The organism is Marvinbryantia sp., assembly GCF_047017445.1.
Taxonomy (GTDB): Bacteria; Bacillota; Clostridia; order Lachnospirales; family Lachnospiraceae; genus Marvinbryantia.
The window spans coordinates 120,294-146,734 of the sequence record NZ_JBKXTT010000009.1 but is presented as its reverse complement, the minus strand read 5'-3'; the positions used below and the strand labels follow the sequence as shown (position 1 = coordinate 146,734).

Annotated in this window: 33 protein-coding genes and 1 pseudogene; 33 read left to right on the top strand and 1 reads right to left on the bottom strand. The window is 43.6% G+C overall.

Annotated features, from left to right (window positions below):
- Positions 1–301: 301 nt before the first annotated feature.
- From ACLU9Q_RS12355 to ACLU9Q_RS12315, 9 genes are all read left to right on the top strand, one after another.
- Positions 302–775 carry a DUF6075 family protein gene (locus ACLU9Q_RS12355; protein WP_296833841.1) on the top strand — a complete coding sequence of 158 codons (474 nt, stop codon included), beginning with the start codon at positions 302–304 and terminating at the stop codon, positions 773–775.
- Entirely contained in the window at positions 762–977 is a 216-nt protein-coding gene (locus ACLU9Q_RS12350) for a hypothetical protein (protein ID WP_296833838.1), read from the top strand. The genes ACLU9Q_RS12355 and ACLU9Q_RS12350 overlap by 14 nt, the downstream gene beginning before the upstream one ends.
- Entirely contained in the window at positions 958–2,016 is a 1,059-nt protein-coding gene (locus tag ACLU9Q_RS12345; protein ID WP_296833835.1) for a DUF6017 domain-containing protein, read from the top strand. Before ACLU9Q_RS12350 ends, ACLU9Q_RS12345 begins: the two co-directional genes overlap by 20 nt.
- Positions 1,994–2,371: a DUF6050 family protein gene (locus ACLU9Q_RS12340; RefSeq protein WP_296833832.1), complete on the top strand. Its 378-nt coding sequence runs from the start codon at positions 1,994–1,996 to the stop codon at positions 2,369–2,371. The genes ACLU9Q_RS12345 and ACLU9Q_RS12340 overlap by 23 nt, the downstream gene beginning before the upstream one ends.
- A gap of 215 nt (positions 2,372–2,586) precedes the next feature.
- Entirely contained in the window at positions 2,587–2,949 is a 363-nt protein-coding gene (locus ACLU9Q_RS12335; protein WP_296833827.1) for a helix-turn-helix domain-containing protein, read from the top strand.
- 29 nt (positions 2,950–2,978) lie between these two features.
- Entirely contained in the window at positions 2,979–3,359 is a 381-nt protein-coding gene (locus ACLU9Q_RS12330) for a helix-turn-helix domain-containing protein (RefSeq protein WP_296833824.1), read from the top strand.
- 164 nt (positions 3,360–3,523) lie between these two features.
- On the top strand, positions 3,524–3,778 hold the full coding sequence (locus ACLU9Q_RS12325; RefSeq protein WP_296833821.1) for a TnpV protein: 255 nt from the start codon (positions 3,524–3,526) through the stop codon (positions 3,776–3,778).
- A 168-nt stretch (positions 3,779–3,946) separates the two neighbouring features.
- The gene (locus ACLU9Q_RS12320; protein WP_158368967.1) at positions 3,947–4,132 is read left to right on the top strand and encodes a hypothetical protein; all 186 of its coding nucleotides are present in this window, start codon (positions 3,947–3,949) and stop codon (positions 4,130–4,132) included.
- The gene (locus ACLU9Q_RS12315; RefSeq protein ID WP_006864505.1) at positions 4,129–4,713 is read left to right on the top strand and encodes a hypothetical protein; all 585 of its coding nucleotides are present in this window, start codon (positions 4,129–4,131) and stop codon (positions 4,711–4,713) included. The genes ACLU9Q_RS12320 and ACLU9Q_RS12315 overlap by 4 nt, the downstream gene beginning before the upstream one ends.
- Positions 4,714–4,782: 69 nt before the next feature.
- On the opposite strand, the gene ACLU9Q_RS12310 is transcribed toward ACLU9Q_RS12315, so the two are convergent.
- Positions 4,783–5,166 carry a plasmid mobilization protein gene (locus tag ACLU9Q_RS12310; protein WP_006864506.1) on the bottom strand — a complete coding sequence of 128 codons (384 nt, stop codon included), beginning with the start codon at positions 5,164–5,166 and terminating at the stop codon, positions 4,783–4,785.
- A gap of 435 nt (positions 5,167–5,601) precedes the next feature.
- Here ACLU9Q_RS12310 and ACLU9Q_RS12305 point away from each other — a divergent pair, with 435 nt between their 5' ends.
- The 24 genes and pseudogenes from ACLU9Q_RS12305 to ACLU9Q_RS12190 all read left to right on the top strand — a co-directional run bounded on the left by ACLU9Q_RS12305 (position 5,602) and on the right by ACLU9Q_RS12190 (position 26,414).
- Entirely contained in the window at positions 5,602–6,492 is an 891-nt protein-coding gene (locus ACLU9Q_RS12305) for a LysR family transcriptional regulator (RefSeq protein ID WP_296833808.1), read from the top strand.
- Between the two features lie 102 nt (positions 6,493–6,594).
- On the top strand, positions 6,595–6,945 hold the full coding sequence (locus tag ACLU9Q_RS12300; protein WP_006861728.1) for a MerR family transcriptional regulator: 351 nt from the start codon (positions 6,595–6,597) through the stop codon (positions 6,943–6,945).
- Position 6,946: 1 nt separating this feature from the next.
- The gene (locus tag ACLU9Q_RS12295) at positions 6,947–7,522 is read left to right on the top strand and encodes a flavin reductase family protein (RefSeq protein ID WP_296833800.1); all 576 of its coding nucleotides are present in this window, start codon (positions 6,947–6,949) and stop codon (positions 7,520–7,522) included.
- Positions 7,523–7,525: 3 nt separating this feature from the next.
- A complete protein-coding gene (locus ACLU9Q_RS12290) occupies positions 7,526–8,455 on the top strand; it encodes an aldo/keto reductase (protein WP_412625331.1) in 930 nt (309 codons plus the stop codon).
- 23 nt (positions 8,456–8,478) lie between these two features.
- Positions 8,479–9,015 carry a flavodoxin family protein gene (locus ACLU9Q_RS12285; RefSeq protein WP_412625329.1) on the top strand — a complete coding sequence of 179 codons (537 nt, stop codon included), beginning with the start codon at positions 8,479–8,481 and terminating at the stop codon, positions 9,013–9,015.
- 30 nt (positions 9,016–9,045) lie between these two features.
- Positions 9,046–10,107 (top strand): transposase, encoded by a 1,062-nt coding sequence (locus ACLU9Q_RS12280; RefSeq protein ID WP_412625327.1) that lies wholly within the window; start codon positions 9,046–9,048, stop codon positions 10,105–10,107.
- Positions 10,108–10,364: 257 nt separating this feature from the next.
- A complete protein-coding gene (locus tag ACLU9Q_RS12275) occupies positions 10,365–10,775 on the top strand; it encodes a sigma-70 family RNA polymerase sigma factor (RefSeq protein WP_298515111.1) in 411 nt (136 codons plus the stop codon).
- Between the two features lie 7 nt (positions 10,776–10,782).
- A complete protein-coding gene (locus ACLU9Q_RS12270) occupies positions 10,783–11,016 on the top strand; it encodes a helix-turn-helix domain-containing protein (protein WP_298515114.1) in 234 nt (77 codons plus the stop codon).
- 234 nt (positions 11,017–11,250) lie between these two features.
- Complete coding sequence (locus ACLU9Q_RS12265; RefSeq protein WP_412625343.1) at positions 11,251–12,354, top strand: tyrosine-type recombinase/integrase; 1,104 nt, start codon at positions 11,251–11,253, stop codon at positions 12,352–12,354.
- A gap of 174 nt (positions 12,355–12,528) precedes the next feature.
- A pseudogene (locus ACLU9Q_RS12260) lies at positions 12,529–13,008 on the top strand (lysine--tRNA ligase); the annotation flags it as partial.
- Positions 13,009–13,373: 365 nt separating this feature from the next.
- The gene (locus ACLU9Q_RS12255) at positions 13,374–13,583 is read left to right on the top strand and encodes a hypothetical protein (RefSeq protein ID WP_412625325.1); all 210 of its coding nucleotides are present in this window, start codon (positions 13,374–13,376) and stop codon (positions 13,581–13,583) included.
- 169 nt (positions 13,584–13,752) lie between these two features.
- Positions 13,753–14,313, top strand: a complete 561-nt coding sequence (locus tag ACLU9Q_RS12250; RefSeq protein WP_412625323.1) for a TetR/AcrR family transcriptional regulator — start codon at positions 13,753–13,755, stop codon at positions 14,311–14,313.
- A gap of 10 nt (positions 14,314–14,323) precedes the next feature.
- On the top strand, positions 14,324–14,983 hold the full coding sequence (locus ACLU9Q_RS12245) for an MBL fold metallo-hydrolase (RefSeq protein WP_412625321.1): 660 nt from the start codon (positions 14,324–14,326) through the stop codon (positions 14,981–14,983).
- Between the two features lie 67 nt (positions 14,984–15,050).
- Positions 15,051–16,334 carry an MATE family efflux transporter gene (locus ACLU9Q_RS12240; protein WP_330666982.1) on the top strand — a complete coding sequence of 428 codons (1,284 nt, stop codon included), beginning with the start codon at positions 15,051–15,053 and terminating at the stop codon, positions 16,332–16,334.
- Positions 16,335–16,866: 532 nt separating this feature from the next.
- Positions 16,867–18,153, top strand: a complete 1,287-nt coding sequence (locus tag ACLU9Q_RS12235; RefSeq protein ID WP_298512975.1) for an IS110 family transposase — start codon at positions 16,867–16,869, stop codon at positions 18,151–18,153.
- A gap of 1,154 nt (positions 18,154–19,307) precedes the next feature.
- Positions 19,308–19,643, top strand: coding sequence for a nucleotidyltransferase domain-containing protein (locus ACLU9Q_RS12230; RefSeq protein ID WP_298515129.1), 336 nt, complete (start codon positions 19,308–19,310; stop codon positions 19,641–19,643).
- A complete protein-coding gene (locus ACLU9Q_RS12225; RefSeq protein WP_298515131.1) occupies positions 19,636–19,908 on the top strand; it encodes a HEPN domain-containing protein in 273 nt (90 codons plus the stop codon). Before ACLU9Q_RS12230 ends, ACLU9Q_RS12225 begins: the two co-directional genes overlap by 8 nt.
- 46 nt (positions 19,909–19,954) lie before the next feature.
- Positions 19,955–20,902, top strand: a complete 948-nt coding sequence (locus ACLU9Q_RS12220; RefSeq protein WP_298515139.1) for an alpha/beta hydrolase — start codon at positions 19,955–19,957, stop codon at positions 20,900–20,902.
- Positions 20,903–21,070: 168 nt separating this feature from the next.
- Positions 21,071–21,805 carry a MerR family transcriptional regulator gene (locus ACLU9Q_RS12215; protein ID WP_298515134.1) on the top strand — a complete coding sequence of 245 codons (735 nt, stop codon included), beginning with the start codon at positions 21,071–21,073 and terminating at the stop codon, positions 21,803–21,805.
- A 456-nt stretch (positions 21,806–22,261) separates the two neighbouring features.
- The gene (locus tag ACLU9Q_RS12210) at positions 22,262–22,921 is read left to right on the top strand and encodes a hypothetical protein (RefSeq protein WP_296832793.1); all 660 of its coding nucleotides are present in this window, start codon (positions 22,262–22,264) and stop codon (positions 22,919–22,921) included.
- 248 nt (positions 22,922–23,169) lie between these two features.
- On the top strand, positions 23,170–24,135 hold the full coding sequence (locus ACLU9Q_RS12205; RefSeq protein WP_296832790.1) for a hypothetical protein: 966 nt from the start codon (positions 23,170–23,172) through the stop codon (positions 24,133–24,135).
- Positions 24,107–24,778: a response regulator transcription factor gene (locus ACLU9Q_RS12200; protein ID WP_296832787.1), complete on the top strand. Its 672-nt coding sequence runs from the start codon at positions 24,107–24,109 to the stop codon at positions 24,776–24,778. Before ACLU9Q_RS12205 ends, ACLU9Q_RS12200 begins: the two co-directional genes overlap by 29 nt.
- Positions 24,775–25,881 (top strand): ATP-binding protein, encoded by a 1,107-nt coding sequence (locus ACLU9Q_RS12195; RefSeq protein WP_412625316.1) that lies wholly within the window; start codon positions 24,775–24,777, stop codon positions 25,879–25,881. The genes ACLU9Q_RS12200 and ACLU9Q_RS12195 overlap by 4 nt, the downstream gene beginning before the upstream one ends.
- Entirely contained in the window at positions 25,881–26,414 is a 534-nt protein-coding gene (locus ACLU9Q_RS12190; protein WP_412625314.1) for a hypothetical protein, read from the top strand. The genes ACLU9Q_RS12195 and ACLU9Q_RS12190 overlap by 1 nt, the downstream gene beginning before the upstream one ends.
- Positions 26,415–26,441 lie beyond the last annotated feature (27 nt).

Genomic DNA, 26,441 nt, shown 5'->3' with positions numbered 1-26,441 from the left:
TAGCACAGCGAAGCATCACGAAGGGTAATGAAGAAAAATCAAAAAAATTCCCGACGATGAAGAGTTTGGACAAATAAAGCCAGTATTTATGCGGGTTTGCGGTACTTCAATTCAGATTTTGCAACAAAATTGCAACAAATTTACAACGTATAATGCGTGATAATGTGCGATAATACGTTGATTGGAGCATAAGTCAACTAAATAAGTTTTGTACTTTAAGGACATTTTTCTAAGAGAAATTCTAGGGAAGTGTCCTTTTTTGTTATGGTCAAAAGCAAAATGAAGATTGGAGGAAAAACAAATGGCAAACACAGCGACAAGGGCAGGGAAAAACGATTCCCGCACAATTACTTTCAAGAACAGGGAACACGAAAAGTTTTACAAGGAATATCTGCCGAAGTGCAGGCATCAGGATGTATACCACATGGCGTTGATCTATTGTCTTGGGATTGACAGGGATACGAGGGATCATGTGAAGAGGATTTATGATTTTAAAACAGGCAATGTGAAGCCGGAGTGCTTACGGGAAGGGTGGCAGACCAGCGGGAGCGTGAGGATTATCCGGATGGCGTTCAATCTGTACTGTAACGGAATACCGAGCATTTACAATTATGACGATTCGGATATGGAGGGGCAGTTGAAGGAAGTGCAGTGCTATACCGTAGAAGAATTATTCTGCTGTGGCTATGCAAGATATTTTTGGGAGGCAATTAAAATCCGGTATCCGGAGTATTGCTTCTACGTGGATTGGGAGGATATGTATGCTGAAGATTAGGATGCAGGGGACGGTTCAGGATATTCAATGGTTTAAGGGCTTTCTGGAACGGCATAAGGAAATAAAGGTAAAATCAGTTTCAGAACCATTTACGAACAAGGGGACAAAAAGATATTTTCGTGTTTATGCAGAAATAGAGAACGAAGCAGAAAAAGAGAAACAGCAGAGGGAGGGTGCGGCAGATGCAGAAAATCCAGTTTGACTACTTTCGGGGGATGGAAGCGGAACAATACCATTTTTACCGCGTACCGAAGGTACTATTTACAGCAGAATGCTTCAAGTCCCTCTCCTGCGAGGCAAAGGTTTTATACGGTCTGATGCTGGACCGTATGAGCCTGAGCGTCAAGAACCGCTGGTTTGACGAAGAGGATCGGGTATATATTATTTTCACTGTGGAGGAAATCATGGAACTGCTTGGCTGTGCAAGGCAGAAGGCAATCCGGAACATTGCAGAGCTTGATACGGAGAAAGGGATCGGGCTAATTGAGAAGAAACGGCTGGGGCTTGGAAAACCGAACGTGATCTATGTAAAAAACTTTATGATTATGGACTGTCCGGAGCCGGAGAAAAAAGAAAAACAGCCGGAAAACGCCGGAAATACGCAGAAGTATGAAAATCAAACTTCAAGAAGTATGAAAACCGAACTTCAGGAAGTTCCAGAATCGTATTTCCAGAAGTATGAAAATCAAACTTCTGGAAGTATGAAAACCGAACTTCAAGAAGGTCCAAAATCATACTCTAATAAGACTGATATTAACAAGACTGAATATAGTGAGACTGATTACAGTGATACAGAGTTTAACGAGACTGATCTGAGTGAGACTGAGAAAATCTTATCCAATCCAATCTTATCTGCAGAAGTGGAAGGACATTCGGATGGGATGGATGCGATAGGGAAAATGGATGCTTACCGGGAATTGATCCGGGAGCGTATTGAGTACCCATGCCACAAGAGCAAAGAGGTGGACGAACTTGTGGAGTTGGTCGTGGAAGTCCTGATGATGCCAGATGACAGCACCTTGCGGATTGCCGGGGTAGAAAAACCTGTGACGCTTGTTAAGAGCCACTTTATGAAGATGGATTATTCGCACATCGAGTATGTGCTGTTCAGTCTGCAGAAAAATACGGCAAAGGTGGGGAATATCAAGGCTTATCTGCTGACAACGCTTTATAACGCCACAATGACGATGAACCATTACTATCAGGCGGAAGTGAACCATGACCTGTATGGAGGTGGCTGATATGATGGTGTATGAATTTACAAAAAGAGTGATTGTCCCGGTTGTGGCAGCAATATTTCTGGCGGCGTTATTTTATCCGTTGTGCGTGGAAAATAGCGTTTGCGATTATCTAAAATTGTGGGTACTTATGGGGATTCCGTTTGGCGTACACCGGATGTTTGTGTGGGTAATCCCGAAAGGGTTTGACCTCGGCGGTACAGTAGGTATACTGGTAATAAATCTGCTAATTGGCGGTGTGATCGGCGGTATGATTTTAGCATGGAGGTTGGTTATGGCAGCCGTTTATCTGGTGCGGTATGTGTGTATGGGTATCTTTCGGTTAGTCGGGAAGAGTAAGAAAATATTTTCAGAATGATTGTTTTAGTAATGGCAGAAGGCAGAAAGAATAAAAAGTGAATAGATATTCCTAAAAAGCAGCGAAACTCTCCGGTTTGGCTGTTTTTTCGTTGCCAAGCATCCGGAGGAAGTTGCTGGTGGGTTCTGTAGGTGGAAAACAAAAGTTAAAAAAGGCTGGTTTTGCGGCATATGGCGCAAAGCTACGGAGAATATCGCAGGGAAGGAGACATTGCATTGGGTAGTCGAGTGGTTTCGCAAGGGTTAATGGAGATAGGGGAACGCATAAGGAAACGCAGGCAGGAACTTCGTTGGTCGCAGGAATATTTTGCAGAAAAAGCCGGGATCAGCGTTAATACGGTAATCCGCATTGAAGGTGGTCAGTCTGCAACATCTATTGAGGTGTTTGAAAAAATCGCGGAAGCATTAAAGACTGATGTAAATACACTGCTTGGGAAAACAGCGGCGGTACCGTCGGAAGAAAAACAGCTTTATCATATGGCTTGCCGTATACGTCGGCTGGATAAAAACGGACAGGAGATCGTGCTGCGGACAATGGACGTTTTGATTGACGAAATCAGGAAAAACTCGAAATTCTAGTGGAAATTACATAGGCAGGAGGTATTGGAGTGGGAAATCGTGTCGTTTCACAGCGGTTGATGGAAATAGGAGAACGAATAAGGAAACGCAGGCAGACGCTTCGCTGGTCGCAGGAAAAACTGGCGGAAATGGCGGATGTCAGCCTGAACACAGTGAGCCGAATAGAGGGCGGGCAGAGCGATATGTCCATTGAGGTATTCCGGCGGCTGGCGCAGTCATTGGGAATGAGCGCCAGTGAACTGGTGGGTGATATGGAAGTCATGGTGAAGGACGGAGATATGCAGAGAATGTCGGTAAGGATGCGGAGACTGCAGCAGAAGGACAGGGAGGTTGTGTTCCGTACAGTGGACGCATTGGTAGATGCACTTTCAGATGGATCTATCGAAGAAAAGATAAAAAGTTTAAGATAGCGGTTGAAAAGCCAATTGTCATCATTTATAATGACTTTAATGCATTAATTTATAAAAGCAAAACTGGAGGGATGAAAATGGAACTGACATATTACCGCAAAGGAGATTACCTGTTTCCGAATCTGACAATAGAAAGCAGCGAAAATTCTATAGGAAAATAGGGGATGCTGCGTAGGTCATTTCTAAAAGAAAACCGAAGCAACTGGTATCAGAGTATGATGCTGACTGGAAAACTGGAAAGGCATCTCGATGAGATTGAGAAAACGGCACAGGAACGGATGGAGATTTTAGTGGCGGGGCTGCAGCAGGAACATCCGGCACCGGATAAAGAAGCTGATCCACTTGCGTGGACGGCGCATATGAATATGCTGACGGCGATGGCAGAAGAATGCGTGATGAATGATCTGGTGTACAGATAATGAAAAGCAGCTTTAAAATTTCATAAAATAATAAAAAAATATGGTGGTTGACGTCCAGAAAAATCTGATTTAGAATAAAACTAAAGAAAAGGCAGTAAAACAAATGATATGGTTTATTGTCTTTTCAGCATATACTATTATAAGCCATTTGGAGAAGGAGGTGCGATTATGGCTACATCGAGTATTTTTGCAAAAGTTCGTATTGACGATCCGAAGCAGGCGGAAGCCTTTATAGATGCGCTGGCAGCTTCAGAGAATAAGCCTAAGAGAAAGCCGTCTGCACCAGTAAAACCGCCGTTGACAGATTATGATGCGATCCGGCGGCTGATGGCAAAGGGAGAAGCAGGCAAATGAGACAGTTCGATACGATAAATATTTTAGATATGCTGGGAGCAATCGGAGAGGCAGAACTGAAAAAGTGTCTTTCCGATTTTTCCTGTCCGATCAATCCGGAAATTGAACAATTCGTAGTAAATAATGCAATCGAGTTTGCAAGGAAGAAATTGTCCGTTACATATTTTGTAGTAAATGAACATGGTAAGATAGCGGCGGTTTTTACACTGGCCCATAAAGCGGTTGAGATTGGAAGCGCAAATTTATCCAATTCTAAGCGGAAGAAAATAAGCAGATATGCAATACTGGATTCGGAATCAGACAGCTATACGGTATCCGCTTTTCTGATTGCACAGTTTGGAAAAAATTATGCTGTGGATGAAGGAAAGGGAATCAATGGAAATGAATTGATGGATCTGACATTTGAAATTCTGGAGAAAGTTCAGCACGATATTGGCGGGGGAATCGTGTTTCTGGAATGTGAGGATAAGATAAAGCTATTGAATTTCTACCAGAGTGAAAAGAATGGCTTTATGCCATTTAACGAAAGATATTCCGTAAATGACCATACAAAGTACATTCAGCTATTTAATTTCTTTTAGCATTTAAGCCAGAAAGTGAGTAATGGAACTTTCTGGCTTTTTAACGTTTGATACTATCAGAAGGTAGGACTAAATTTTTCTGACCTGTTGAAAATCTCCTGCCATTTTCAACACTTCTTCTTTCATTTTAAAAATATCAGAAAGTCCTTGTCCGATTGTCTTACGCATTTCCAGTGAATGGATGCCGCCAGTATTAAAGTGGCGGGCAATCTGATTCAGGTTATTCCCAATCTTTCCAAATTCAAAAATCAGTTTCTTTAGTTCCGGCAGATCTGCCACAAGTTCGTATTTTGCAATGACTTTCCCTTTCATTAACTGGCGGCGTATATATTCGGAGAGTGATAGCTCGGCTCGCCGGGCATTCTCAGATATAATTTCATATTGAACATCTGTAAGCCGGAGGTTGATGTGGTGCGTGTAAGTTATTTCTGGTTCTTTTCTCGGTCTTGCCATAAAATTTCATGTTTCCTTTCCGTAAAATTGTATTCATATATAAGCCGATTGGGAAGAGCATATGGATAGTAGAGAAAAATATTTTTAACAAAATCATGAGATTTTCGTGATAGATAGAATCACGCTGCGACTGTTTTTAACAGGAGCCAACTTGCACATTTTTATAAAATGTGCATTATCCGAGGGTATGGGGGCGCTGGACATCCAGTGGATGTCCGTTTAGCGCGGACCGAAGCGGAGCGTAGACTGGAATCCCCATCAAGATTGTCGGTATGCAGAAATCCCCGAATGGGGTTTCTGTAATACGCGGCGAATCTTGCTCTTCGAGGTGTAGAAGTTTTTCTGCAAAAAAAACGATAGAGTACATAAATGGGAAAAAGTAATTGTTTCTTTTAAGCGGCAATGATATATTTAACACAGTGAGGTGATACGTTCATGGAGATAAGAGTGTTAAGATATTTTTTAATGGCTGCCAGAGAAGAAAACATTACAAAAGCGGCAGACCTGCTTCATATTACGCAGCCAACGCTTTCCCGCCAGCTTCAGCAACTGGAGCAGGAACTGGATGTTAAACTGTTCCAGAGAAGTAATCATAGTATCCGTTTAACGGAAGATGGTATGCTTTTAAAAAGAAGGGCGCAGGAGATTGTTGCGCTGGCGGATAAAACGGAAAAGGAATTTCAACATAAAGAAGAAAGTATATCCGGCGAGATTGTGATCGGGAGCGGCGAGACAAAAGGCGTGCATGAATTGGCAGAGATTCTTTCACTGTTTCGGGAAGAATACCCTGCGGTTTCGTATGATTTTTATACGGCAAATGCAGACGATATTAAGGAACGTCTGGATAAGGGCTTGTTGGATATTGGACTTTTGACAGAACCGGTAGACATATCAAAATACAATTTTGTCCGCTTGGATGGGCGTGAAAGATGGGGAATACTGGTTCGGAAGGATTCGGCGCTGGCAGATAAAAAGTATATCAGACCAGAGGATCTGCTGCAGGTTCCCCTGCTCATGGTAAAACGTCCGATGGTTCAGAACGAACTGGCGAGCTGGTTTGACCATTATTTTGACCAGATACAGATAGTGGGAACCTATAACCTGATTAACAATGCTGCTGTGATGGTAGAGAGGGGGATAGGCTGCGCTGTTTGTTTCCATCTTGGGATAGAGTATGATAATCTGCGGTTTGTGCCGCTGTCGCCTGCGGTAGAAACAGGGGCAGTCATTGTGTGGAAGAAAAATCAGATTGCGTCGCAGGCGGTATATAAATTTATTGATTTTTTAAAGAAATACAAAATGAGCATTTCTGAAAATTTAGAATAGATATTAGACATGAAGAAAGGAAGAATGTTATATTGTAGATGTCCGGAAGGGCATCTATTTTTTTAATAAAATTATTTTACAGACAGGGGTGATAAATCGTCTATGACAATTCAGGAAGCAAGCGAGCGGTACCAGATTCCAATGGAAATTCTGAAAGAATATGAAAAGTGGAATCTGTGCGATCAGGTAAAAAAAGTAATGGGGAACTGGCAGTATGATGACGAGGATCTGCAGCGTCTTGGAATGATTATGACACTCCACAATATAGGATTTCAGGAGAAGGAAATCGAACAGTATATGAAATTATACCTTCGTGGGGATGTTACAACGGCTGAAAGAATGAGGATTCTGAAGCAGAAGCGGGATCAGACATTGGATGAAATTCATTTCCAGGAAAAACGGCTGGAAGATCTGGACTATCTTCGCTACAAAACACAGAAAGGAAAAGAATGATATGAAGAAAAGTATAGGAGCACTCATTGGCCTGTATCCCACGCCGCTGGTAGTGGTAGGGGCAATGGTGGAAGGAAAGCCAAACTGGGTACTGGCAGGGCATGTAGGGATTATCGGACATGACCGTGTGATGGTCAGCCTTGCAAAGAACCATTATACGAATAAAGGGATTCGGGAAAACCAAAAGCTGAGTATCAATATTGTAGATGAAGCATTGCTACCGCTTGCTGATTATGCCGGGTGTATCAGCGGAGCCAAAGCGGATAAATCGGGACTGTTTGATTTTTGTATGGGAGAAACAGGAACACCGATGATTGAACAATCTCCTGTTGTTATGGAGTGCTTTGTAGAAGATGTTTACCGTACAGAGGGATTTGAAAGTTTTATCTGTGGAATAACAAATACATATGTGAATGAAGAGGTTCTCACAGATGAAGGAAAAATTGATTATCGTGTTTTGAAACCGGTACTTTTTGAAATGCCAACCTATGAATACCTGAGAACGGGAGAAGTGATCGGAAACTGCATGGGATGGGGAAAAAACAAAAGTAATACCGTGACGGATGAGGAGGAATGATTTATGAAGTATTTACCGAAAGCGGCATTGGGAGCCTGGGCATGGGGCAATGATGGGACATTCGGGAACCATTACACTGCATCAGACTTAAAGGAAGTATATGAGGCAGCAATGGATAATGGACTGAATCTGTGGGATACGGCAGTTGTTTATGGGATGGGCGTATCTGAAAACATTCTGGGAGAACTGACAAAGAATACGGAACGGAAGAAATTGATTCTTTCTACAAAATTCACACCGCAGATTGAGGATGGTACGCCAATGGCCATGCAGAATATGCTCAATGGCAGTAAGGAACGCCTGCATACTGATGTCATTGATATATATTGGATTCACAATCCGATGGACGTTGAGAAATATACGCATATGCTGATTCCGCTTGCAAAAAGCGGGCAGATCAAAGAAATCGGAGTGTCTAACCACAATCTTGCGGAGCTGAAACGGGCAGAAGAAATTCTGGAAAAAGAAGGTCTTAAAATATCCGCCGTACAGAATCATTACAGCTTATTAAACCGCTCTTCTGGAAAAAGCGGGATTCTGGATTACTGCCATAAAAAGGGAATCACTTTTTATGCGTACATGATACTTGAGCAGGGGGCATTGTCCGGAAAATATGATGAAGCGCATCCATTTCCGGAGGAGAGTGAACGTGGAAAGGTATATAATCCGATCATGCCGGAAATAAAGAAACTGACGGATGTGATGGGAGAGATCAGCGCTGCTCATGATGCAAGTACCGCCCAAATTGCGATTGCATGGGCTATGGCAAAAGGGACACTTCCTATTGTCGGAGTGACAAAAACTTCCCATGTAACCGATGTGGTAAAGGCGGAGAAGATAAAACTTACGGAAAAAGAAATTTTCCGTATGGAAAATGCTGCAGATAAGCTGGAACTTTCAACTGTCCGGTATTGGGAAAAGATAATGGAATAAATCTGTAACAGAAGAGGAAACAAATGAAGATTGTAATATTGGAAGGAAGCCCGAATAAAAGAGGATCGTCAAATATGCTTGCGGAAAGATTTGCAAAAGGCGCAAAGGAAGCAGGAAATGAAGTGGGTATCATTGATGCCGCACACTGTCATATCAACCCATGCAAAGGGTGCATTGCCTGCGGATATGATGGTCCATGTGTGCAGAAGGATGATATGGAATGGATAAAAAAGGAGATACTGAGCGCCGATATGCTTGTATTTGTCACACCGCTCTACTATTATGGAATGTCCGCACAGCTTAAAATTCTGATTGACAGGTTTTGTGCTTTTAACGGAAGCATACAAAGAAAGCATATGAAATCAGCATTGCTTGCAGCAGCATGGAATAACGATGGATGGACATTTGATGCACTGGAAGAACATTATAAAACACTGGTCAGGTATCTGAACCTGCAGGATATGGGAATCATCTCCGGAAGAGGCTGCGGGACGCCTTTTATGACACAGCAGTCAGAATTTCCGGAAAAGGCATATGAGCTGGGAAGAAAGTTACTGTAAGGGAAGGCTGTACAGCGGGGAGGTTGGATAATGAAGAAAATATTTGGAACGGTACTTGCTGTATTGTTACTGTTTGGTCTGGCTGTATATGGAAAAGATAGAATAAGCGCAGACGAGATGAAAGACAGCAGTGAACAAAAAGCGGGAGGTTCACAGGAAAAAGAAGAAAGATTATTCGCAGATAAGATAGATTCCAGGATTATTGCTAATTACGGCATTGAGCACTGGTTTACGATGGCAGAGTTCAAAGCATCAGGTGATGTGTATGGAGAACTTAAGATGCTGGGACAGCAATATAGGCACTATATGAAACTGCATATCATGTCCCTGCATGAATTGACGCATTTGCTGGATTATACAATGCCTGGAATCAAGGGGATGCTTGCAAGTTGGAATGAAGGAAACCGAAAGGATAAATTGAGTGATTTTGTTGAACGGTTTTGGCACTATGATACTATCACATGTCTTAGTGAAACAGAATTTATAAAGCAGTACACGTTCTGGGCAAAAGAAAAGAAATACCATCAGAGCCAGGACAAGGCGAAAGCCATATATGCCCTGGCCCGTGAAGGCATTCCTACCTTATCTTCAGAAACCCCATCCGTCAAAATGCTGGTAACTGAAGCGGTCCGAGTGCTCAAAGAAGTTGATGCAACTCTAAGCATAATCTTATCACGAATGCAGGAATTAGCAAAGAGCCTGCCGGAATATTCCGTTGTGAGGGGAATGGGAGGCGTGGGAGAAGTTCTGGCGCCAAAGCTAATTGCTGAAATTGGTGATGTCAGGAGGTTCCATAGCGGAAAGGCTTTAATAGCATATGCGGGAATAGATACTCCGCCTTATGAATCGGGGCAATTTGTTGGTTCTAATCGAAAGATAACTAAACGTGGGTCGGCGGCTCTGCGTAAAGTCGGCTATGAAACCATGAGATGCATAAAAACGCACCCAAGGCCAGATGATCCAGTTTACCAGTATATAGTCAAAAAAGAATCTGAAGGCAAGTCAAAAAAAGCTGCTAAAATAGCAGGGCTGAATAAGTTTCTCAGAATATATTACGCACGAGTTAAAGAAGTCTATACGGATATAAAATAAATATCAAAATGAAAGACTGCAAAAAGGCTGCCTAAATGACAGTCTACTTGTTGTACCTAATTTTATAAAAGAAAAATATTCTAAAAATCTGCAAAAAACTATTGACTTTTCTTAGCAGGTTTTATTGTGATAAAAAGCATATTAAATTTTTTTTGCTATTGTTCGATTTTTTCAAGGTTATCTGTCTGTCCTCGCTATGAAAGGGGCAGTCAGATGATTTTCAATAAAGCGTTGGCGCAGAGGGGAGGTGATCCCCTTTGAAACTGACAAAACAGGAACAGGATATTGTGCGGAGAAAGTTTTGCGTATATTGCATTAAGGTTTTAGACGGCGAAGCAAAAAATTACCGGAAGGAACTGGAGAAGCAGAGAGAAAGAGAAGTGAATTTTTCGGAACTTCTTCAGGAAGAATGGATGCAGTTGGTCTGGTACGACGATTATCCAGAAACAGACAGCTTTCAGGTCATGGACAAGAAAGTTTCGGTTAAAAATGCAGATATCAGCGATGCACTCAGCAAACTTCCGGAAAGGAAGAGAATGATCGTACTGATGACATATTTTCTGGATATGACAGAAAAAGAAATTGCAGAATATCTGAATCTGGTACAGAGTACCGTTCATTATCATAAAGCAGATTCCCTGCGGCTATTAAAGAAATGGATGGAGTGATTTATATATGAAGAAAAAGAGAGAACCGATTGAATTTTCCGTTATTGAGAAAGCAATCCAAGGAGATGCGGATTCGATCAATCAGGTGTTGTTCTATTTTCAGCCGTACATAAATGCACAATGTAAGAGAAAAATGAAGGATGAATATGGAAATACGCATTATGTGACAGATGAGTATATGAAGCGGAGAATGGAAACAAAGCTCATAACAAAGATTTTGGATTTTGAGATTCAACTCTGACGTTCTCTGAGCAGGAGTATTCCCTTTCTACTCCTGCCAGAAACAGCAGACAAGCGTACATTGACAATTTCATATCTTTTTCTGCAGGACGTAGAAAACAGTGAAGCTATGTGACAGATACGCCACGACTGCCTGTGTCCGGCACTTTGCGACATCGTGGCGTAAAGTTGTCGGATATTGAAAACGAAGGAATGCCAGTTTGGGTATTGAAGTAAAGGTACGAGCGGGAATTATCTGATTACAGACAAAGTAGCGGGGACTTTGTGCGAAGATGCTGCTTTCTATACATATACTGATCCGTTCAAAAAACGCAGATTTATTTATGCCAGAGACTTGCCGACGCTTAGAGAAAAAGAGGCGGATTTGATTAAAAACCAGCTTGACGGATTAGATAGTTATGTGGCTGGCAGTGCAACCTTAAATTTTGTTATTATTAAAGACACCGGATGCGGAGGTGCAAAATCTCTTTCCTTGATGAAAGGAGCAGAGATGGCGACAAAAGCAAGAAAAGACAACAAAGGCAGAGCATTACGAAAGGGGGAATCCCAACGGACGGATAAGACGTATGTATACTATTACCTGTTAAATGAAAAGAAGTTGCAGGCAAATACACTTGACACAATCCATACCGTGCTGCACCCGACATTTCAGTTAGCAGTGCGAGACGGGATTATCCGTATGAATCCTTCGGAGGGCGTTATGGCAGAGATTAAGAGAAAAGCAGGGAAAAATAAGGGCGTCAGACACGCCTTGACCGTAGAACAGCAAAGAGCATTTATGAGGTACACTGAAAACAACCCTACATTCAATCATTGGCATCCATTATTTACCGTTTTATTGGGAACTGGATGCAGGATAGGCGAAGTGATCGGGCTGCGATGGGAGGATTTGGAAGCAGGTATTCGGACAGTTCCTATGATGGATGCGGTTTACGAAGCGTTCCAGAAAGAGTATGAGCTACAGAAAGAAAATGGATTCAACAGTACAGTGATTGATGGAATGACGGGATTTATCTTTTGTAACCGTTTCGGTAACATTCACAATCCACAGACGGTAAACCGGACAATTAAGCGGATTCTGGAGAATTACAATGCCGAGGAAGTGGTAAATGCGAAAAAGGAGAAACGTCAGCCGGTTATCATTCCACATTTTTCCTGCCACCATTTGAGGCATACCTTTTGTACAAGGTTCTGTGAACAGGAAACCAATATAAAAGTCATTCAGGCTGTCATGGGACATGCAAATATTGAAACTACGATGGATATATATGCGGAAGTCACAGATGCAAAAAAGAAAGAATCAATCGAAAATTTATCACACAATCTGGATATATTTTAGGGAAGAGTCCTTAAAGTTGGATGTGTGAATCACAACTACAAAAAAAGCGAATTACTACAATTTTACCACAAATTTTGTTTGCATGGTACGGAATAATACTTGATAATACTTTCCGAAAATCCAGCAAATACGGGATAATACCTAATAATACGGGGTAATACATTTTCCTCTTGGGTACTCCCGACGATGAAATCGCAGGGGGCGGCAAAGAATGAAGCAAATAATGCGGCACAGAGTGCAGCGTCAGCTCCGGCGGCGGAAAAGTCTGCGGAGAAGATAGATTTTTCTAATGTAAAAATCGAACCGCTTTTTGAGGAAATGGTTGATTTTGAAACCTTCAGCAAATCCGATTTCCGCGCCGTGAAGGTGAAGGACTGCGTGGCAGTGCCGAAGAGCAAAAAGCTCCTGCAGTTTACCCTGGACGACGGCACCGGTGCGGACCGCACGATTTTAAGCGGTATTCACGAGTATTACGAGCCGGAAGAGCTGGTCGGAAAGACCTGCATTGCTATCGTAAATCTGCCGCCGCGCAAGATGATGGGAATCGATTCCTGCGGTATGCTGATATCGGCGGTTCATGAGGAAAACGGGAAGGAAGGTCTTCATCTTCTGATGGTGGATGACCGGATCCCGGCGGGCGCGAAGCTGTATTAAGAAAAACAGGAAAGGCAGAAAAAGGACGGGCGGCAAACGCTTATAGGGAGCAGGCCGAGAAAGTCATTTTAGCAAAAATAATTTATGATTAGCGTACAGGCAGGGGTCGTATAATACGGCTCCTGTTTGTTTTTGTTGCAGCAAATTTTAACGTGGGAATTATCCCATACATGGAACATCTCTTTGCAGAGCGGAAGGATTTTTTCAATCCAGGAGGCAAAGGAAATGCTGCACCAAGAGGCGCTGGATCGCACTTTGGATGCCATGTTTGAACTGCTTTTCTCTCTTATCTTTTACCCGGAGGATTAATGGGCTGCTCTTTCTGTCTGCGGGGCTGTTTCCATCCTTTCAGAAGGGGCGTTACTATGAACGACAAAAAATCAGATCCTCTTGTGGAGTTTCTTGGCTTTGCCATAAAGCAGTTTTTGGCATGGATCGGAGAAAAACAACGGGGAGTCAAGAGGGGCAGAGCCCCTTTGCAAAATATGTGGCGCGGGAAAAAAGCTGCCGGTCGATTTTGCAAAGCATTTTGCTACGCCAGAGAGCATTATTTCGCTTTGCAAAAAAGTTTCTGATTGCATAGCACTTTTCTTCTTAACAGCGATAAGTTGTGCGATGTCTCTTAGCTGGCGCATTAATGAGAAGCGAATTTGAAGTGAGAAAGAATTTTTGAAACTGCTTGACAAAAACGAACACTGTTCATATAATAAAAAACGAACAGTGTTCATTTTAGGAGGTGTTGTTATGCCGAGAAAGGGATTAGCAAAAGAGGATATATTAGCAGCGGCGACAAATCTTATTGAGGAGAAAGGATTTGACCAATTTTCCCTGCGGGAGCTTGCAGGCAAATTGGGAGTCACACCGTCTTCCCTCTACAATCATGCTTCAAATGTATCAGAATTGACGGTTTGGGTTGGTCACATGGCACTGGAAAGACTTTCCGAACAGCTCCAGTCTGGCGGAGAAAATCAAACAAACGATCAAAAACTGTGGGCAATCGCTGTTTCCTATCGTAATTATGCAAAGGAAAACCCGGAACTATATAAAGCGATCGCCCATATGCCTTCCTTTGAGGATGATTCCTTGAAAGAGGAAAGCCATTCTGTCATGGCAGCGTTGTACCAGATTTTGGATACTTATTCGCTGACACAGGAAGAGAAAATTCAGTTTGCACGAGCCTATCGGAGCGCAATGCATGGCTTTGTTACATTGGAGATGGCGGGTTATTTTCAGCGAGGGCAGGTAAGCGCTGATGAGAGTTACCGCTATTTGATTGAAAGCCTATTAAAACGGTTGGAGAAATGAGGTGTTGTGAATGAAATTATCAGATGAAGTTATGGAGATAAAGCTGGCTGGTGGCAATGTGTATTTGATCTGCGGTAAAAAGAATATTTTAATTGATACCGGCATTCCGGGACAGAGTGCCCGACTGCTCAGGGAGTTAAATAATGTTCTAAGCGCAAACGGAAATCATCTGGATGCAATTTTTCTGACACACCATGATGTGGATCATGTGGGAAACCTGGTTTCTGTCCAACAAACCCATCCGGCCAGAGCCTATATCCACCCTGAAGACCTGCCCTTTGCGTCAGGCAGCAAACACCGCCCGGGTGTGAAACGATTGGTGGAACTGGTATTACGTCCGAACGTTTCCACAAATTTATCTGCCTTTTGTGCGGATTGTGATTCCTATGATTTAATAAGAATCGCTGCCCCGGGACATACTCCCGGGCATACAATCTTTCAATATCGGGATTTTCTGTTTGTTGGTGATCTGTTTAAAACGAAAAATGGAAAGCCCATTCCCATGGGTCGTGCCATGGACTGGAATGACAGAGAAATGGCAAAATCTTTAGGTCTTGTGCTTTCCATGGATGTCCGATGGTTATGTCCTGCTCATGGTGAGCCACTGTTATATACAAAAACTGTACAAGATGAATTAGAAAGAGTAGGTAACGAATATGCAACAAGATGAACAGACGAAAATAGACAAAAAGCGCGAACAAATGTAGACCTGTCCTGTTTCGGAGCTGATTTGCAGAATGTCAGTGCCAACCATCATCAGTATGTTGGTAACTGCATTTTATAATTTGGCGGATACTTTTTTTGTGGGAAGGCTGAATAGCAACAGTGCAACTGGCGCTGTAGGTCTCGTCTTTTCTTTGATGGCAATTATCCAGGCATGCGGATATTTTTTCGGTCATGGTTCAGGGAATTATATCTCCCGGGCAATCGGGCAGAGAGAATATGAGAAAGCCGCAGAGATAGCTGCCACAGGTTTCTTTTCTGCAATTTTTGTAGGGATTATTTTTGCGGTGGTGGGACTTTTTTTCCGTACTCCGGTGGCATTTCTTCTGGGAGCCACGGATACTATGTTGGCCGATACTGTTGCTTATATGACGTATATTCTCATTGGCGCACCGTGGATGATGGCAGCGTTTGTATTGAATAATCAACTGCGGCTGGAGGGAAATTCCTTATTTAGCATGATTGGACTTGTTTCAGGGGCCGTCTCTAACATTGTATTAGATCCATTGATGATTTTTACTTTCCATATGGGAGTTGCCGGAGCGGCTTTAGCAACGATCATCAGTCAGTTTATCAGTTTTGTTGTTCTGTTTATTGGATGTCAAAAGTCCAGTAATATATCTATCCGGTGGAGAAACTTTACACCGAAAAAGAATTATTATCTGGAAATAGCCGGCGGTGGTTTGCCCTCCCTGTGCCGGCAGGGGCTTGCCAGTATCGCAACGCTTCTGCTTAATCAATGTGCCAGAGTGTATGGTGATGCGGCGATTGCCGCTTTCGCTGTGTTTACTAAAATCATCAATATTTCCGGCGCTGCAATTTTGGGATTTGGACAGGGCTTTCAGCCAGTCTGCGGTTTCAACTACGGAGCAAAAAAATATGATCGTGTACGAAAAGCGGTATGGTTCAGTGTCAGCGTCTCTACTGTCTTTATGGTGGTGATTTCTGTATTCTTGTATTTCTTTTCTGAATCCGCGATCGGTCTTTTTCGTGATGATCCTGCTGTCATTGAAATCGGAGCTGCTGCGTTACGCTATCAATGTATAGTTTTGCCGCTTCTCGGTTGGGTTATTATCATGAATATGTATTTACAGAATATCCGTAAGACGCTTCCGGCAACGATTCTTGCCATATCAAGGCAAGGGTTGATTTTTATTCCGGTTCTGTTGATTCTATCTGCCGTACTGGGACTAAAGGGCTTGGAACTTACACAGCCTGCATCGGATTTTCTTACCTTTTTGATTGCGATTCCATTGGGTATAACGGCATTAAAAGAATTGTATACAAAAGAAATCTAAGGAGTGGCGGTAGGAATATACGAACAATGCTTTTTGCAAGAGTGTTATTCGCCATGCGTCCATTGACGCAATCCGCAAGCTGTATTCAAAGTGGAAGCGGGAAATCTCCCTTGAATATCTGTCCGAAGAAAAGTTCATGCCGTTCACTGCCACGGATGAATATTTTGTAAAGCCATCATCAAGCGAGGAAAATCCGTTTACGGTCTGCGGTAAGACTGTCATGTTGAGCAATCCAGACCTTGTTGTCGCTCTGTCCGCTCTGCCGGAAACAGAGCAGGAAGTCATCTCCCTGTACTTCTTGAACATTTAACCCATGCGGAAATCGGCAAGCGGTACGGACGGACATGCAGCACGGCAGGACGGTATATATATCTTGACCTGCGCCGACTGCGGGAGAAAATGGAGCTTCCTGTATAATTCAAATATAGGGAATTCCAAGAAAGGTGGTTGATAAAAAGATACCTCAGAGTAAAATAAGATTTACTGACTTTGCCGGTTAGTACAAATCTTATAGAACGGAGAGGTATCTGAAATGAAGTATAACACACAAAACGCTAAGATTGCATCCATAACTGAAAAAACTTTGATTGTTGGTATAGATGTTGGAAGTGGAACGCACTTCGCCCGTGCTTTCGACTGGAGAAACTATGAATACACGAAGAAACCTTTCGAATTCAGCAACAGTGAGGAAGGTTTCCAGGCATTCAAGGCATGGATGGAGGAATTGCTAGTGAAACAGGGAAAAACCGCTGTAATTCCCGGAATGGAGCCGACCGGTCATTACTGGTTTGCACTCGGGAAGTTCCTGCAGGATAACGGAATGAAGCCGGTGCATGTGAATCCCCATCATGTGAAAAAGTCGAAAGAATTGGATGACAACAACCCCAACAAGAATGACCGTAAAGATCCAAAGACGATTGCTGGTCTTGTAAATGAAGGACGATTTTCTTATCCTTACATACCGGCCGGGATCTATGCGGAGATCAGAAGTTTATCAAACCTACGGTTCCAGGCACAGGAGGAACTGACGCGGGCCAAAAACCGGATCGCCAGATGGTTTTCCATCTATTTCCCTGAGTATAAGGACGTTTATAGGGATTTAAAAGCGGCCAGTGGAAGGATGGTCCTGCAAGCGGCCCCACTGCCGGAAGACATTTGCAAACTGGGTGTGGAAGGTGTAAATCGGATCTGGAGAGAAGCGAAGCTGAGAGGAGTCGGAATGAAGAGGGCAAAGACCCTGGTAACGGCCGCAGAGCATAGCATTGGCAGCAAGGAAGCACCGGAAGCGGCAAGGATCGAATTGAGGAACCTGCTGAACGATATGGATGTGTATGCGACAAGAGTAGAAGAGCTGCTTGGAACGATAGAAGAAAAACTGAAAGAGATTCCATATATCGACAAGCTGATGGCAATCAAAGGAGTCGGCTTACTCACCGTCAGTGGATTTATTGCAGAGGTAGGGGACATTAAGCGTTTCGATGACCCCAAACAGCTGCAAAAGCTGGCAGGCTATGCGATCGTCGCAAACGAATCCGGGAAGCACAAGGGAGAGAGCCGGATCAGCTACAGAGGGCGCAAACGTCTGAGATACGTGTTGTATGAAGCAGCGCTGTCTTTGGTTGGGAGGAACCCGGAATTCAGGAGGATCTACGAGTATTACAAAACCCGTAAGGATAATCCACTGAAAAAGATGCAGGCCCTTATAGCGGTCGCATGCAAAGTGATAAGAGTCTTTTATGTGATACTAAAGAAAGGCGTGGATTATGATCCAGAGAAGATGATGGGAGATATCCGCAGGCCGGAACATCAGGCAGCATAAAAGGCAAGAACAGGGAACTGATAATCGAATCCTATCACGGTTGAATGGAACTCATTCAGAGGAGGTTATGAGTTGCATTCAGCTGTGACAGGACAGCTGAGATGCATGCAGAATCATCTCCGGTGAAACGTCCACCGAAAGGTGCCGGGGTGAAGAAGCAAACAGAAAGTCAGTAAATATAAAACAAAGAATGAGCCAGTAGTCGGCAGGAATATTCACCTTAGGGTACGACCCTGTAATGGAGCTAAGCTGACACCCTGGTTATGGGCAGGCGGAACGAAGGAAGTGAGGACTCTGCGGAGACGCAGGTGATCCTGGTAGACACGGGAGGTGCGTTGCCATAGATGGAAGGGTATACACAAGGCCACGTAAAGCGAAATATCAAGACGTTTTACTTCGTGTACCTAGAACCAACTATTTTCGTACCAGATACAGAAAAATGCCCATACCATTGGCTCTTCTATCTGAGATAGAAACTTGAAAAATCCTTTATTTTAAAGGAAAAATCACTTGACATTATAGGGAGGTGTTAGCCCGTGAGCAGATCCAACGAGGGAAAAAGCGGTAAGAACGGTTGTAAATTAATCTGAATCAGGTATAATAGAGTTAAGCTAAGCAGAAGAAGTCAGTAGGAAGTTTCGGAGTGGCAGGAGTTTCTTATGCGGAAGAGCAGAAAGGAGTGGAAATATGACACTGACTGACGTGAAAATCCGGGTGCCGGAAGGCATGGCGAAGCAGCAGAAATACTGGGAATCCGCAAGTATGAGCTGATAGAATTATATGATAAACTGGGGCAGCTTGGTTTGGCTGGAAAATTGTAACGTGTAGCAGTTGAGGACAGTAAATCCGTAGATTTACTAAGGCGTGCCACTGGTTTGGACATGGGAGAAAGTGAAGCCATTATTTTATCAGATGCCTGCGGAACTGATCTGCTATTGATGGATGAGAACAAAGGGCGCCTGGCAGCACGGCAGATGGGACTGCATTTGCTGGGAACGGCAGGCATATCAGCGATCGGCTCTTTTAGCAGTTGTCTGATTCGATTCGTCAGTGACAGAGTGTAGAGCACGGAGGCAAGGATTTGGGTATAATATAGTTAAGATATGTGATTTGACTTGAAAGAAATTGCTGTTTAACAGAGAGGATGTGATTGCATGACAGAGGAAAAGATTCAGGAAGTAGTAAAGCTGTTTGCCGAAGAAGCTAAAATGATTTATGGCAAGGCATTGCGAAAAGTGATTTTATATGGTTCGTGTGCCCGGGGCGATTTTGAACAGGATAGCGATATTGATATTATGGTGCTGCTTGACAGCCCTGCAGAAAAGATGAATGAAGAGAGAAAAAAAATACTGGACGCATCGGATCGGCTTGATCTGGCCTATGATGTTGTGCTGACGCCGGTATTTCAGAATTATCAACAGTTCCAATATTATATGCCGGTTTCCAAGTTTTATCAGAACGTGCAGAAAGAGGGGGTTCAGTTTGCCTGATAATAAGGAGATTCAGAAGGATTATGCAAAATATCGTATTGAACGCTCGAAGGAGGATTTGGATGCGGCACATTTGCTGTTCAACAGCGGAAACTACCGCATAGCAAATAACAGGGCATATTATTCCATCTTCCATGCTTTGAGAGCAGTTTTGACATTTGATAATTTTGATTCAAGTAAGCATAGTGGGGTTATAGCGGAGTTTCGTCGCAGATATATAAAAGAAGGGATATTTCCAGCAGAAGTATCTAAAATGATTGGGTGATTAAGGGATTTGATAGGATTCCCGGCGATGAAGTCGCTTGACAAGTGTGGACAAATATGGACTACCATGCAACCAGTATCAAAAAGTCATGACAACCGGTTTTGCCGGTGGTTATGACTTTTATGAAAAAATGAGGCGAATGATGAAAAAACAAAAGGATATCAGAATATCAAAAGAAGTAATATATGCGAAAAATCATAAGATACCATTGCTGGTGCTGAGACCGGATAATCAGACAGAAAAAAGGGCAGGTGTGCTATGGATCCATGGAGGCGGATATTTTCTCGGAATGAAGGAAATGGTCTATATGTCACGTGCACTGGATCTTGTAAGAAAGTTCGGGGTGACGGTAATTTCGCCGGGATACCGACTGGCCTGTATCAAACCTTATCCTGCTGCGATCCAGGATTGCTATCAGGTACTCCTGTATATGAAAAAACATGCAGGACGGCTTGGAATTCGTGATGATCAGATTTTTGTCGGTGGAGAAAGTGCAGGCGGTGGTCTGGCAGCAGCATTATGTATGTTGGCCAGAGATAAAGAAACAGTGAAAATCGCTTATCAGATGCCGTTGTATCCGATGCTGGATAATTACGATACGGCCAGTTCAAAGAATAACCACGGAAGAGTATGGAATACAAGAAGAAATCATTTTGGGTGGAGAATGTATCTCAGATCTAAAGCCAAAAAAGAAGTCTCCCCGTATGCAGCACCGGCAAGACAAAAAGACTATTCCGGATTGCCGCCGGCCTATACTTTTGTTGGAAATGGAGAACCGTTTTTTGAAGAAACAAAGGCATATATACATAATCTGAAAGCGGCAGGTATTCCGGCTAAATTGGATATATACGATATGGATATGCATGCGTTTGATATGTTAAAACCGGATCTGGAGGTCAGTCGGATTGCGGCTCAGAAATTTAATGAAGAGTTCGCGTATGCAATGGAACATTATTATACGCAGATCCGAGGTCAGGTTCATGCCCATGTTTAAAGCCGGTGATACATTTCTTTTGAAAAGGACACCTTAGCAGGATGATTTTTATCATCTTATGAATGGAAAATTCTGTGGAGAAGCTAAAGTTTGATTTTTTTCAAAAAGCTATTGACTCCTACGCTGCGTAATAGTTTAGAGTATACTTATCGAGAGGAGGAAATGCCGATGATGACAGTGAATGAGGTAAGTAAACTAACAGGAGTGAGTATACGCACTCTGCAATATTACGATACCATTGGACTCTTAAAACCTATTGAATATACAGAGTCAGGATACAGGTTGTATGACGATACATCTCTGGAAAGGCTGCAGCAAATTTTACTGTTTAGAGAATTGGAATTTCCACTTAAGGAGATTAAAGAGATAATAGATGCGCCCAACTTTGATAGAAATAAAGCATTGGAACAGCAAATTGAATTGCTTACTATGAAAAAGGAGCATCTTGAAAATCTTATTAATTTCGCTCGAGGAATAAAAGGAATAGGAGTGAAATATATGGATTTTAAAGTATTTGATACAAGAAAAATTGATGAGTATTCTAAACGAGCAAAAGAACAGTGGGGCCAGACTGCTGAGTACAAAGAGTTTGAAGAAAAAACGAAGAATTGGACAAAAGAGGATGAAGCCACTGTTACAAATGAGTTTATGCAAATATTTGCTGAGTTCGGAAAGATGAAGGAAATGGATCCAATTGATGAACAGGTTCAACTACAGGTAAGAAAGCTTCAAGATTACATTACAGAGCATTTCTATACATGTTCTGATAAGATTTTATGCGGTCTTGGAAGAATGTATGCCGGTGGAGGAGAGCTTACGGAAAATATTGACGCTGTTGGCGGAGCTGGTACTGCAGAATTTGCAAGTAAGGCCATTGATATATTTTATATGAGTAGAAAGTAGAAGTGCAATCTGTCTCACGTGTATGATAAACACGGTTCGTGCCGGATTTTTTACGATTCGTGCCGCATCTATTGAAAAAACGGGAAAAATTTGTATAATTAAACCATAGTTTTTTGAAGGAGTTTCCGCAGAAGCCAAAGCTTTAACAGAAGTTCCGGCAGGAATCAAAAAAATAGTCAGAAAGGAGTTGCAGAAAATGGGCAGATATGCGATGATTTGTTGGCAGGCAGGCAGGCAGGCAACGTAACTCTGTCCTTTTGTAATTCTTTTACGCAAAATCCAATACCGATAATAAAACCGTTGACTATAGGTGCAGTATGCCCTGACAGCCAGCGGTTTTTTGCTGCTTAAAAAGAAGCAGCATGAGAGGTACAGCAGATGCGAGTAATACGGCAGGTGCAGCAAGTACGGCGGGAAGTCCTGAAAAGTATACAATACAGCAAGGGAGGGCAATACATGAAGGGCAACACAATGAGAAGCGATGCAATGAGGAAATTCAGAAAAACCACAGCCTTGTTGACAGCGGCGGCTATGTGCGCCAGTATGACGAATGTGGCGTCGGTGGCGGCGGAAACGATTAATGAAAACCAGGGGACAGCATCACAAGCCGTCAGGGGCACTTACGTTGAAGGAACGGCAGGTACTGTCTACCGTGTGGATATTGTGTGGGATTCCCTTGACTTCACGTACAAAGCCGGTGAATCAAGAATATGGGACCCGGACACACATACATACACAACTGATTCATCAACGGGATGGTTTAATGCGAATGGGGATCAATCATCCACGATCACTGTGACGAACCACTCCAATACAGCGATTGATGCGACGGTTGGATTCAAACGGGCATCAGATGAGTTTTATCAGGTTATGTCGGTTTATATGTATAATGATAGTATTTGGCATGAAGATAAAGGATTTACATCTGGTGATATGTATGATGTGGCGGCGGCCTTGTCGCTTGCGGATGCGTCTGTAGAATCCGAAGGTAATCCGGATGCCGCGCCTTCTGCTTATGTTGAGTTTGGTATGTATAGTTATGGTCTGGGTACTGTGCCGGATTTCGGTACTAATGCCCAGATCGGTACGGTCACAGTCACAATCAATGAAGGGTGAGGCAGAATAGACTCAGCCAGTGTTAAAAATTACAGAATATCCAGCCCACCAGGCAGGTAATCCGCCTGTGTTATTGAACACAGTTGGAACGGTTACCGGGTGGGCTATTTTTCATAACCAGTTCACCGCAGATACTCCAGATAGTAGCAATTTAATAAATCTGAAACATTTCTCAAACAAAACATGAATAAAAGCGGGGTATAGTGGCAGCAAAGAATCGGTAGATTTTCCGTTATGTGAGGTGTAAAATGGATTTACAGAAGATTTTTAAATCCATAAAAAAACGGTGTATTTTACCGCTAATCCCAACCCTGCTGATTGCCGTTCCGTCTTTTCTGCTTTTAATATGGGTGTTTGCAGACCTTTCTGTGCCGCAGTCTATTTGTTATGCTGCTTATGTCCTGTCCAGTTATGCGCTTATCATTACCTGTACGGGCGTTTTCCGGCTGACGAAGTGGTTTCGTTCTGAGATGGAAGAGAATTACCTTGTAAAGAAACTGAAAGGGATTTCTTTTGTGGAACGGTATGTGAAGGAATCTGCGTTCCGGGCGGAGATTTCTTTATATCCGGGATTGTTTATCAACCTGCTTTACGCAGGCTTGAAGCTGTTTTCCGGAATCTGTTACCGCTCTGTCTGGTTCGGGACACTGGCGGTTTATTATATTCTTCTGGCGGTGATGCGTTTTTCGCTGCTCCATCATGTGAGAACGAAGGAAGCAGGGGAAGAAAACCGGATCCGGGAATTATACAGATGCCGGATGTGCGGCATTGTTCTGATGATCCTTGATTGGGCGCTGGCCGGAATGACGATTCTTGTAGTCCGGAAAAACAGCGGCTTTACCTATCCGGGAATGCTGATCTATCTGATGGCAATGTATACCTTTTATGCAGTCATTACGGCAGTCCGGAATGTGATCAGGTTCCGGAAATACGGCAGTCCTGTTCTTTCGGCGGCAAAGGTCATTAACCTGACGGCTGCTCTTGTATCCATGCTTTCCCTGGAAACTGCCATGCTGACACAGTTCGGGGCGGCAGGGGATGCGGCTTTCCGCCAGCGCATGACAGCCCTGACAGGGACAGCCGTGTGTCTGATCGTTCTGGGAATGGCGGTCACGATAATTATCCGGACAACGGTACAGATAGGAAATATAAAAAACGGGAATAAAAAACGGGAGGTAAGAGAACGTGGTAAAGATTCTTGTAGTGGAGGATGACGTAAAATTAAACCAGACGGTATGTACCTACTTAAGCGACAGCGGTTTTCAGGTAAAAGGATGTCTGGGTGCAAGAGACGCTTATGACGAAATGTACAATAATCTGTATGACCTGATTATTTCTGATATTATGATGCCGGAAATTGACGGGTTTGAATTTGCGGAGACGGTCCGGAAGGTAAACCGCCATATCCCGATCCTGTTTATGTCGGCAAAGGACGATCTGCCTTCCAAACAGAAGGGGTTCCAGCTTGGGATCGATGATTATATGGTAAAGCCGCTGGAGCTGGATGAGCTTCTCCTGCGTGTCCGGGCGCTTCTGCGCAGGGCGAATATTGAAACACACCGAAGGCTGGAGGTGGGAAATCTGGAGCTGGACGGGGATGCGATGACGGCGGTTGTAAGCGGGGAAGAAATTCCCGTGACGACCAGGGAATTTAACATTCTTTATAAACTGCTTTCTTATCCAAACAAAACATTTTCACGGGCGCAGCTTATGGATGAGTTCTGGGGCGTGGACAGCGATACCAGCCTGCGGGCGGTGGACGTGTATATTACAAAGCTCCGGGACAAATTCTCCGGCTGCGACGGGTTTGAAATTAAAACAGTCCGTGGACTGGGATATAAGGCGGTGCTGAAATGACAGGGACAGGGGATAGAAGAAAAAGCGTGGAAAAAGTCCGCCAGTCCCGTTTCCCGGTATCTCTTTTTGCAGTGCTTTTTGTGATACTGCTTCTGATGTCCGGGGTGCATATGGGGCTGGTTGTTCTGGGAGAGGAAGAAAATTTCAGCTGGTGGCTGCAGATACTCATACCATTAGTTTATTGGGCGCTGGTGGCAGGCGGCGTGACACGCTATACCCGTTACCGGATGGAAAAGGCTTACGAAGTCCCGATGCAGACACTGGCGAAAGCTACCAGTCTTGTGGCCAACGGAGATTTTTCCGTCTACGTACCGACCATGAACACGCCGGACAAATGGGATTACCTGGATGTCATGATTATGGACTTCAATAAGATGGTAGAAGAATTGGGAAGCATGGAGACGATGAAAACAGACTTTTTTTCCGATGTGTCCCATGAATTCAAGACGCCGCTCTCTGTGATTTACACCAATGCACAGCTTCTGGAAAAAGAAGAGCTGCCAAAAGAAACCCAGAGGGAATATACCCGGAACATTCTGCGGGCCTCCGAGCGCCTTGGAAATCTGATCACGAATATGCTGAAACTGAATAAGCTGGAAAAGCAGGTCATCCAGCCGGTATCCCAAAGCTATGATCTGTGCAGGCAGCTCAGTGACTGTGCGCTGCAGTTTGAGAATCAATGGGAGGAAAAAAACATTGAATTTGAGGCAGAGCTGGAAGAGAGGGTAACGATCATGGCGGATGAAGGGCTGCTGGAACTGGTATGGACGAACCTTCTGTCCAATGCGGTAAAGTTTACATCGTCCGGAGGAACAATCACACTTTCACAGATTTCCGATGGGGAGAATGTCACGGTTTCCGTGGCGGATACCGGATGTGGTATGGATGAAGAGACAGTAAAGCATGTGTTTGACAAGTTTTATCAGGGAGATGCTTCCCATTCCACACAGGGGAACGGTCTGGGGCTTGCGCTGGTAAAAAGAATCCTGCAGTTGTCGGATGGAAGCATTACTGTGGAAAGCACCGCAGGGAAAGGGTCGTTATTTACGGTAACCCTGCCGCTGCTTCCTGCGGACAGCAGAATGGAAACGGAGGAAAGATAATGCGGGAAAAAAAAGAATATATCGGTTATGAATATAAAGAGGTTACGGTTCCCAGGGAGCAGGCATCCATGTATGCAGACTGCTATGAGAACTTTGGATGGGAGATGGAGGAAACAGTGCAGCCTTCGGAAAACATCCGCCCCGCCTCTCACAACGTCACGCTCCGCATGAAGCGGAACCGTAAGATTGTAAATAAGATGGAACTGACAAGGCTGCAGAGAAATTTTGAAGCCTGTACCCATGAAATCGAAGTGATGGAAGAGGCGAAAACCCGGATGCCAACGGTGTGGGCGCTGGTAACAGGAATCATCGGGACGGCGTTCATGGCGGGTTCCACCTTTGCGGTCGTCCATACGCCGCCGATTATCTGGCTGTGCATCCTCCTTGCCATACCGGCATTTATCGGATGGATCCTTCCTTATTTTCTGTACCGGCGGCTGGTGGAGAAGAAAAAAGAGAAGTATGAGCCGATGATTGAAGAAAAACTGGAGGAAATCTACCAGATCTGTGAAAAGGGGCACGCCCTTTTATAAAGAAATTGTGCGGGAGCTGTTCATTTA

Bases quoted from the DNA above. Each gene is read 5' to 3' on its own strand.
- ACLU9Q_RS12315 (WP_006864505.1), top strand. From the start codon at position 4,129: ATGAGACAGTTCGATACGATAAATATTTTAGATATGCTGGGAGCAATC.
- ACLU9Q_RS12270 (WP_298515114.1), top strand. From the start codon at position 10,783: ATGAAGAAAAAGAGAGAACCGATTGAATTTTCCGTTATTGAGAAAGCA.
- ACLU9Q_RS12295 (WP_296833800.1), top strand. From the start codon at position 6,947: ATGAAGAAAAGTATAGGAGCACTCATTGGCCTGTATCCCACGCCGCTG.
- ACLU9Q_RS12190 (WP_412625314.1), top strand. From the start codon at position 25,881: ATGCGGGAAAAAAAAGAATATATCGGTTATGAATATAAAGAGGTTACG.
- ACLU9Q_RS12235 (WP_298512975.1), top strand. From the start codon at position 16,867: ATGAAGTATAACACACAAAACGCTAAGATTGCATCCATAACTGAAAAA.
- ACLU9Q_RS12210 (WP_296832793.1), top strand. From the start codon at position 22,262: ATGAAGGGCAACACAATGAGAAGCGATGCAATGAGGAAATTCAGAAAA.
- ACLU9Q_RS12300 (WP_006861728.1), top strand. From the start codon at position 6,595: ATGACAATTCAGGAAGCAAGCGAGCGGTACCAGATTCCAATGGAAATT.
- ACLU9Q_RS12245 (WP_412625321.1), top strand. From the start codon at position 14,324: ATGAAATTATCAGATGAAGTTATGGAGATAAAGCTGGCTGGTGGCAAT.
- ACLU9Q_RS12305 (WP_296833808.1), top strand. From the start codon at position 5,602: ATGGAGATAAGAGTGTTAAGATATTTTTTAATGGCTGCCAGAGAAGAA.
- ACLU9Q_RS12240 (WP_330666982.1), top strand. From the start codon at position 15,051: ATGTCAGTGCCAACCATCATCAGTATGTTGGTAACTGCATTTTATAAT.
- ACLU9Q_RS12195 (WP_412625316.1), top strand. From the start codon at position 24,775: ATGACAGGGACAGGGGATAGAAGAAAAAGCGTGGAAAAAGTCCGCCAG.
- ACLU9Q_RS12290 (WP_412625331.1), top strand. From the start codon at position 7,526: ATGAAGTATTTACCGAAAGCGGCATTGGGAGCCTGGGCATGGGGCAAT.
- ACLU9Q_RS12285 (WP_412625329.1), top strand. From the start codon at position 8,479: ATGAAGATTGTAATATTGGAAGGAAGCCCGAATAAAAGAGGATCGTCA.
- ACLU9Q_RS12325 (WP_296833821.1), top strand. From the start codon at position 3,524: ATGCTGCGTAGGTCATTTCTAAAAGAAAACCGAAGCAACTGGTATCAG.
- ACLU9Q_RS12350 (WP_296833838.1), top strand. From the start codon at position 762: ATGCTGAAGATTAGGATGCAGGGGACGGTTCAGGATATTCAATGGTTT.
- ACLU9Q_RS12345 (WP_296833835.1), top strand. From the start codon at position 958: ATGCAGAAAATCCAGTTTGACTACTTTCGGGGGATGGAAGCGGAACAA.
- ACLU9Q_RS12250 (WP_412625323.1), top strand. From the start codon at position 13,753: ATGCCGAGAAAGGGATTAGCAAAAGAGGATATATTAGCAGCGGCGACA.
- ACLU9Q_RS12355 (WP_296833841.1), top strand. From the start codon at position 302: ATGGCAAACACAGCGACAAGGGCAGGGAAAAACGATTCCCGCACAATT.
- ACLU9Q_RS12255 (WP_412625325.1), top strand. From the start codon at position 13,374: ATGAACGACAAAAAATCAGATCCTCTTGTGGAGTTTCTTGGCTTTGCC.
- ACLU9Q_RS12215 (WP_298515134.1), top strand. From the start codon at position 21,071: ATGATGACAGTGAATGAGGTAAGTAAACTAACAGGAGTGAGTATACGC.
- ACLU9Q_RS12320 (WP_158368967.1), top strand. From the start codon at position 3,947: ATGGCTACATCGAGTATTTTTGCAAAAGTTCGTATTGACGATCCGAAG.
- ACLU9Q_RS12230 (WP_298515129.1), top strand. From the start codon at position 19,308: ATGACAGAGGAAAAGATTCAGGAAGTAGTAAAGCTGTTTGCCGAAGAA.
- ACLU9Q_RS12280 (WP_412625327.1), top strand. From the start codon at position 9,046: ATGAAGAAAATATTTGGAACGGTACTTGCTGTATTGTTACTGTTTGGT.
- ACLU9Q_RS12205 (WP_296832790.1), top strand. From the start codon at position 23,170: ATGGATTTACAGAAGATTTTTAAATCCATAAAAAAACGGTGTATTTTA.
- ACLU9Q_RS12340 (WP_296833832.1), top strand. From the start codon at position 1,994: ATGACCTGTATGGAGGTGGCTGATATGATGGTGTATGAATTTACAAAA.
- ACLU9Q_RS12310 (WP_006864506.1), bottom strand. From the start codon at position 5,166: ATGGCAAGACCGAGAAAAGAACCAGAAATAACTTACACGCACCACATC.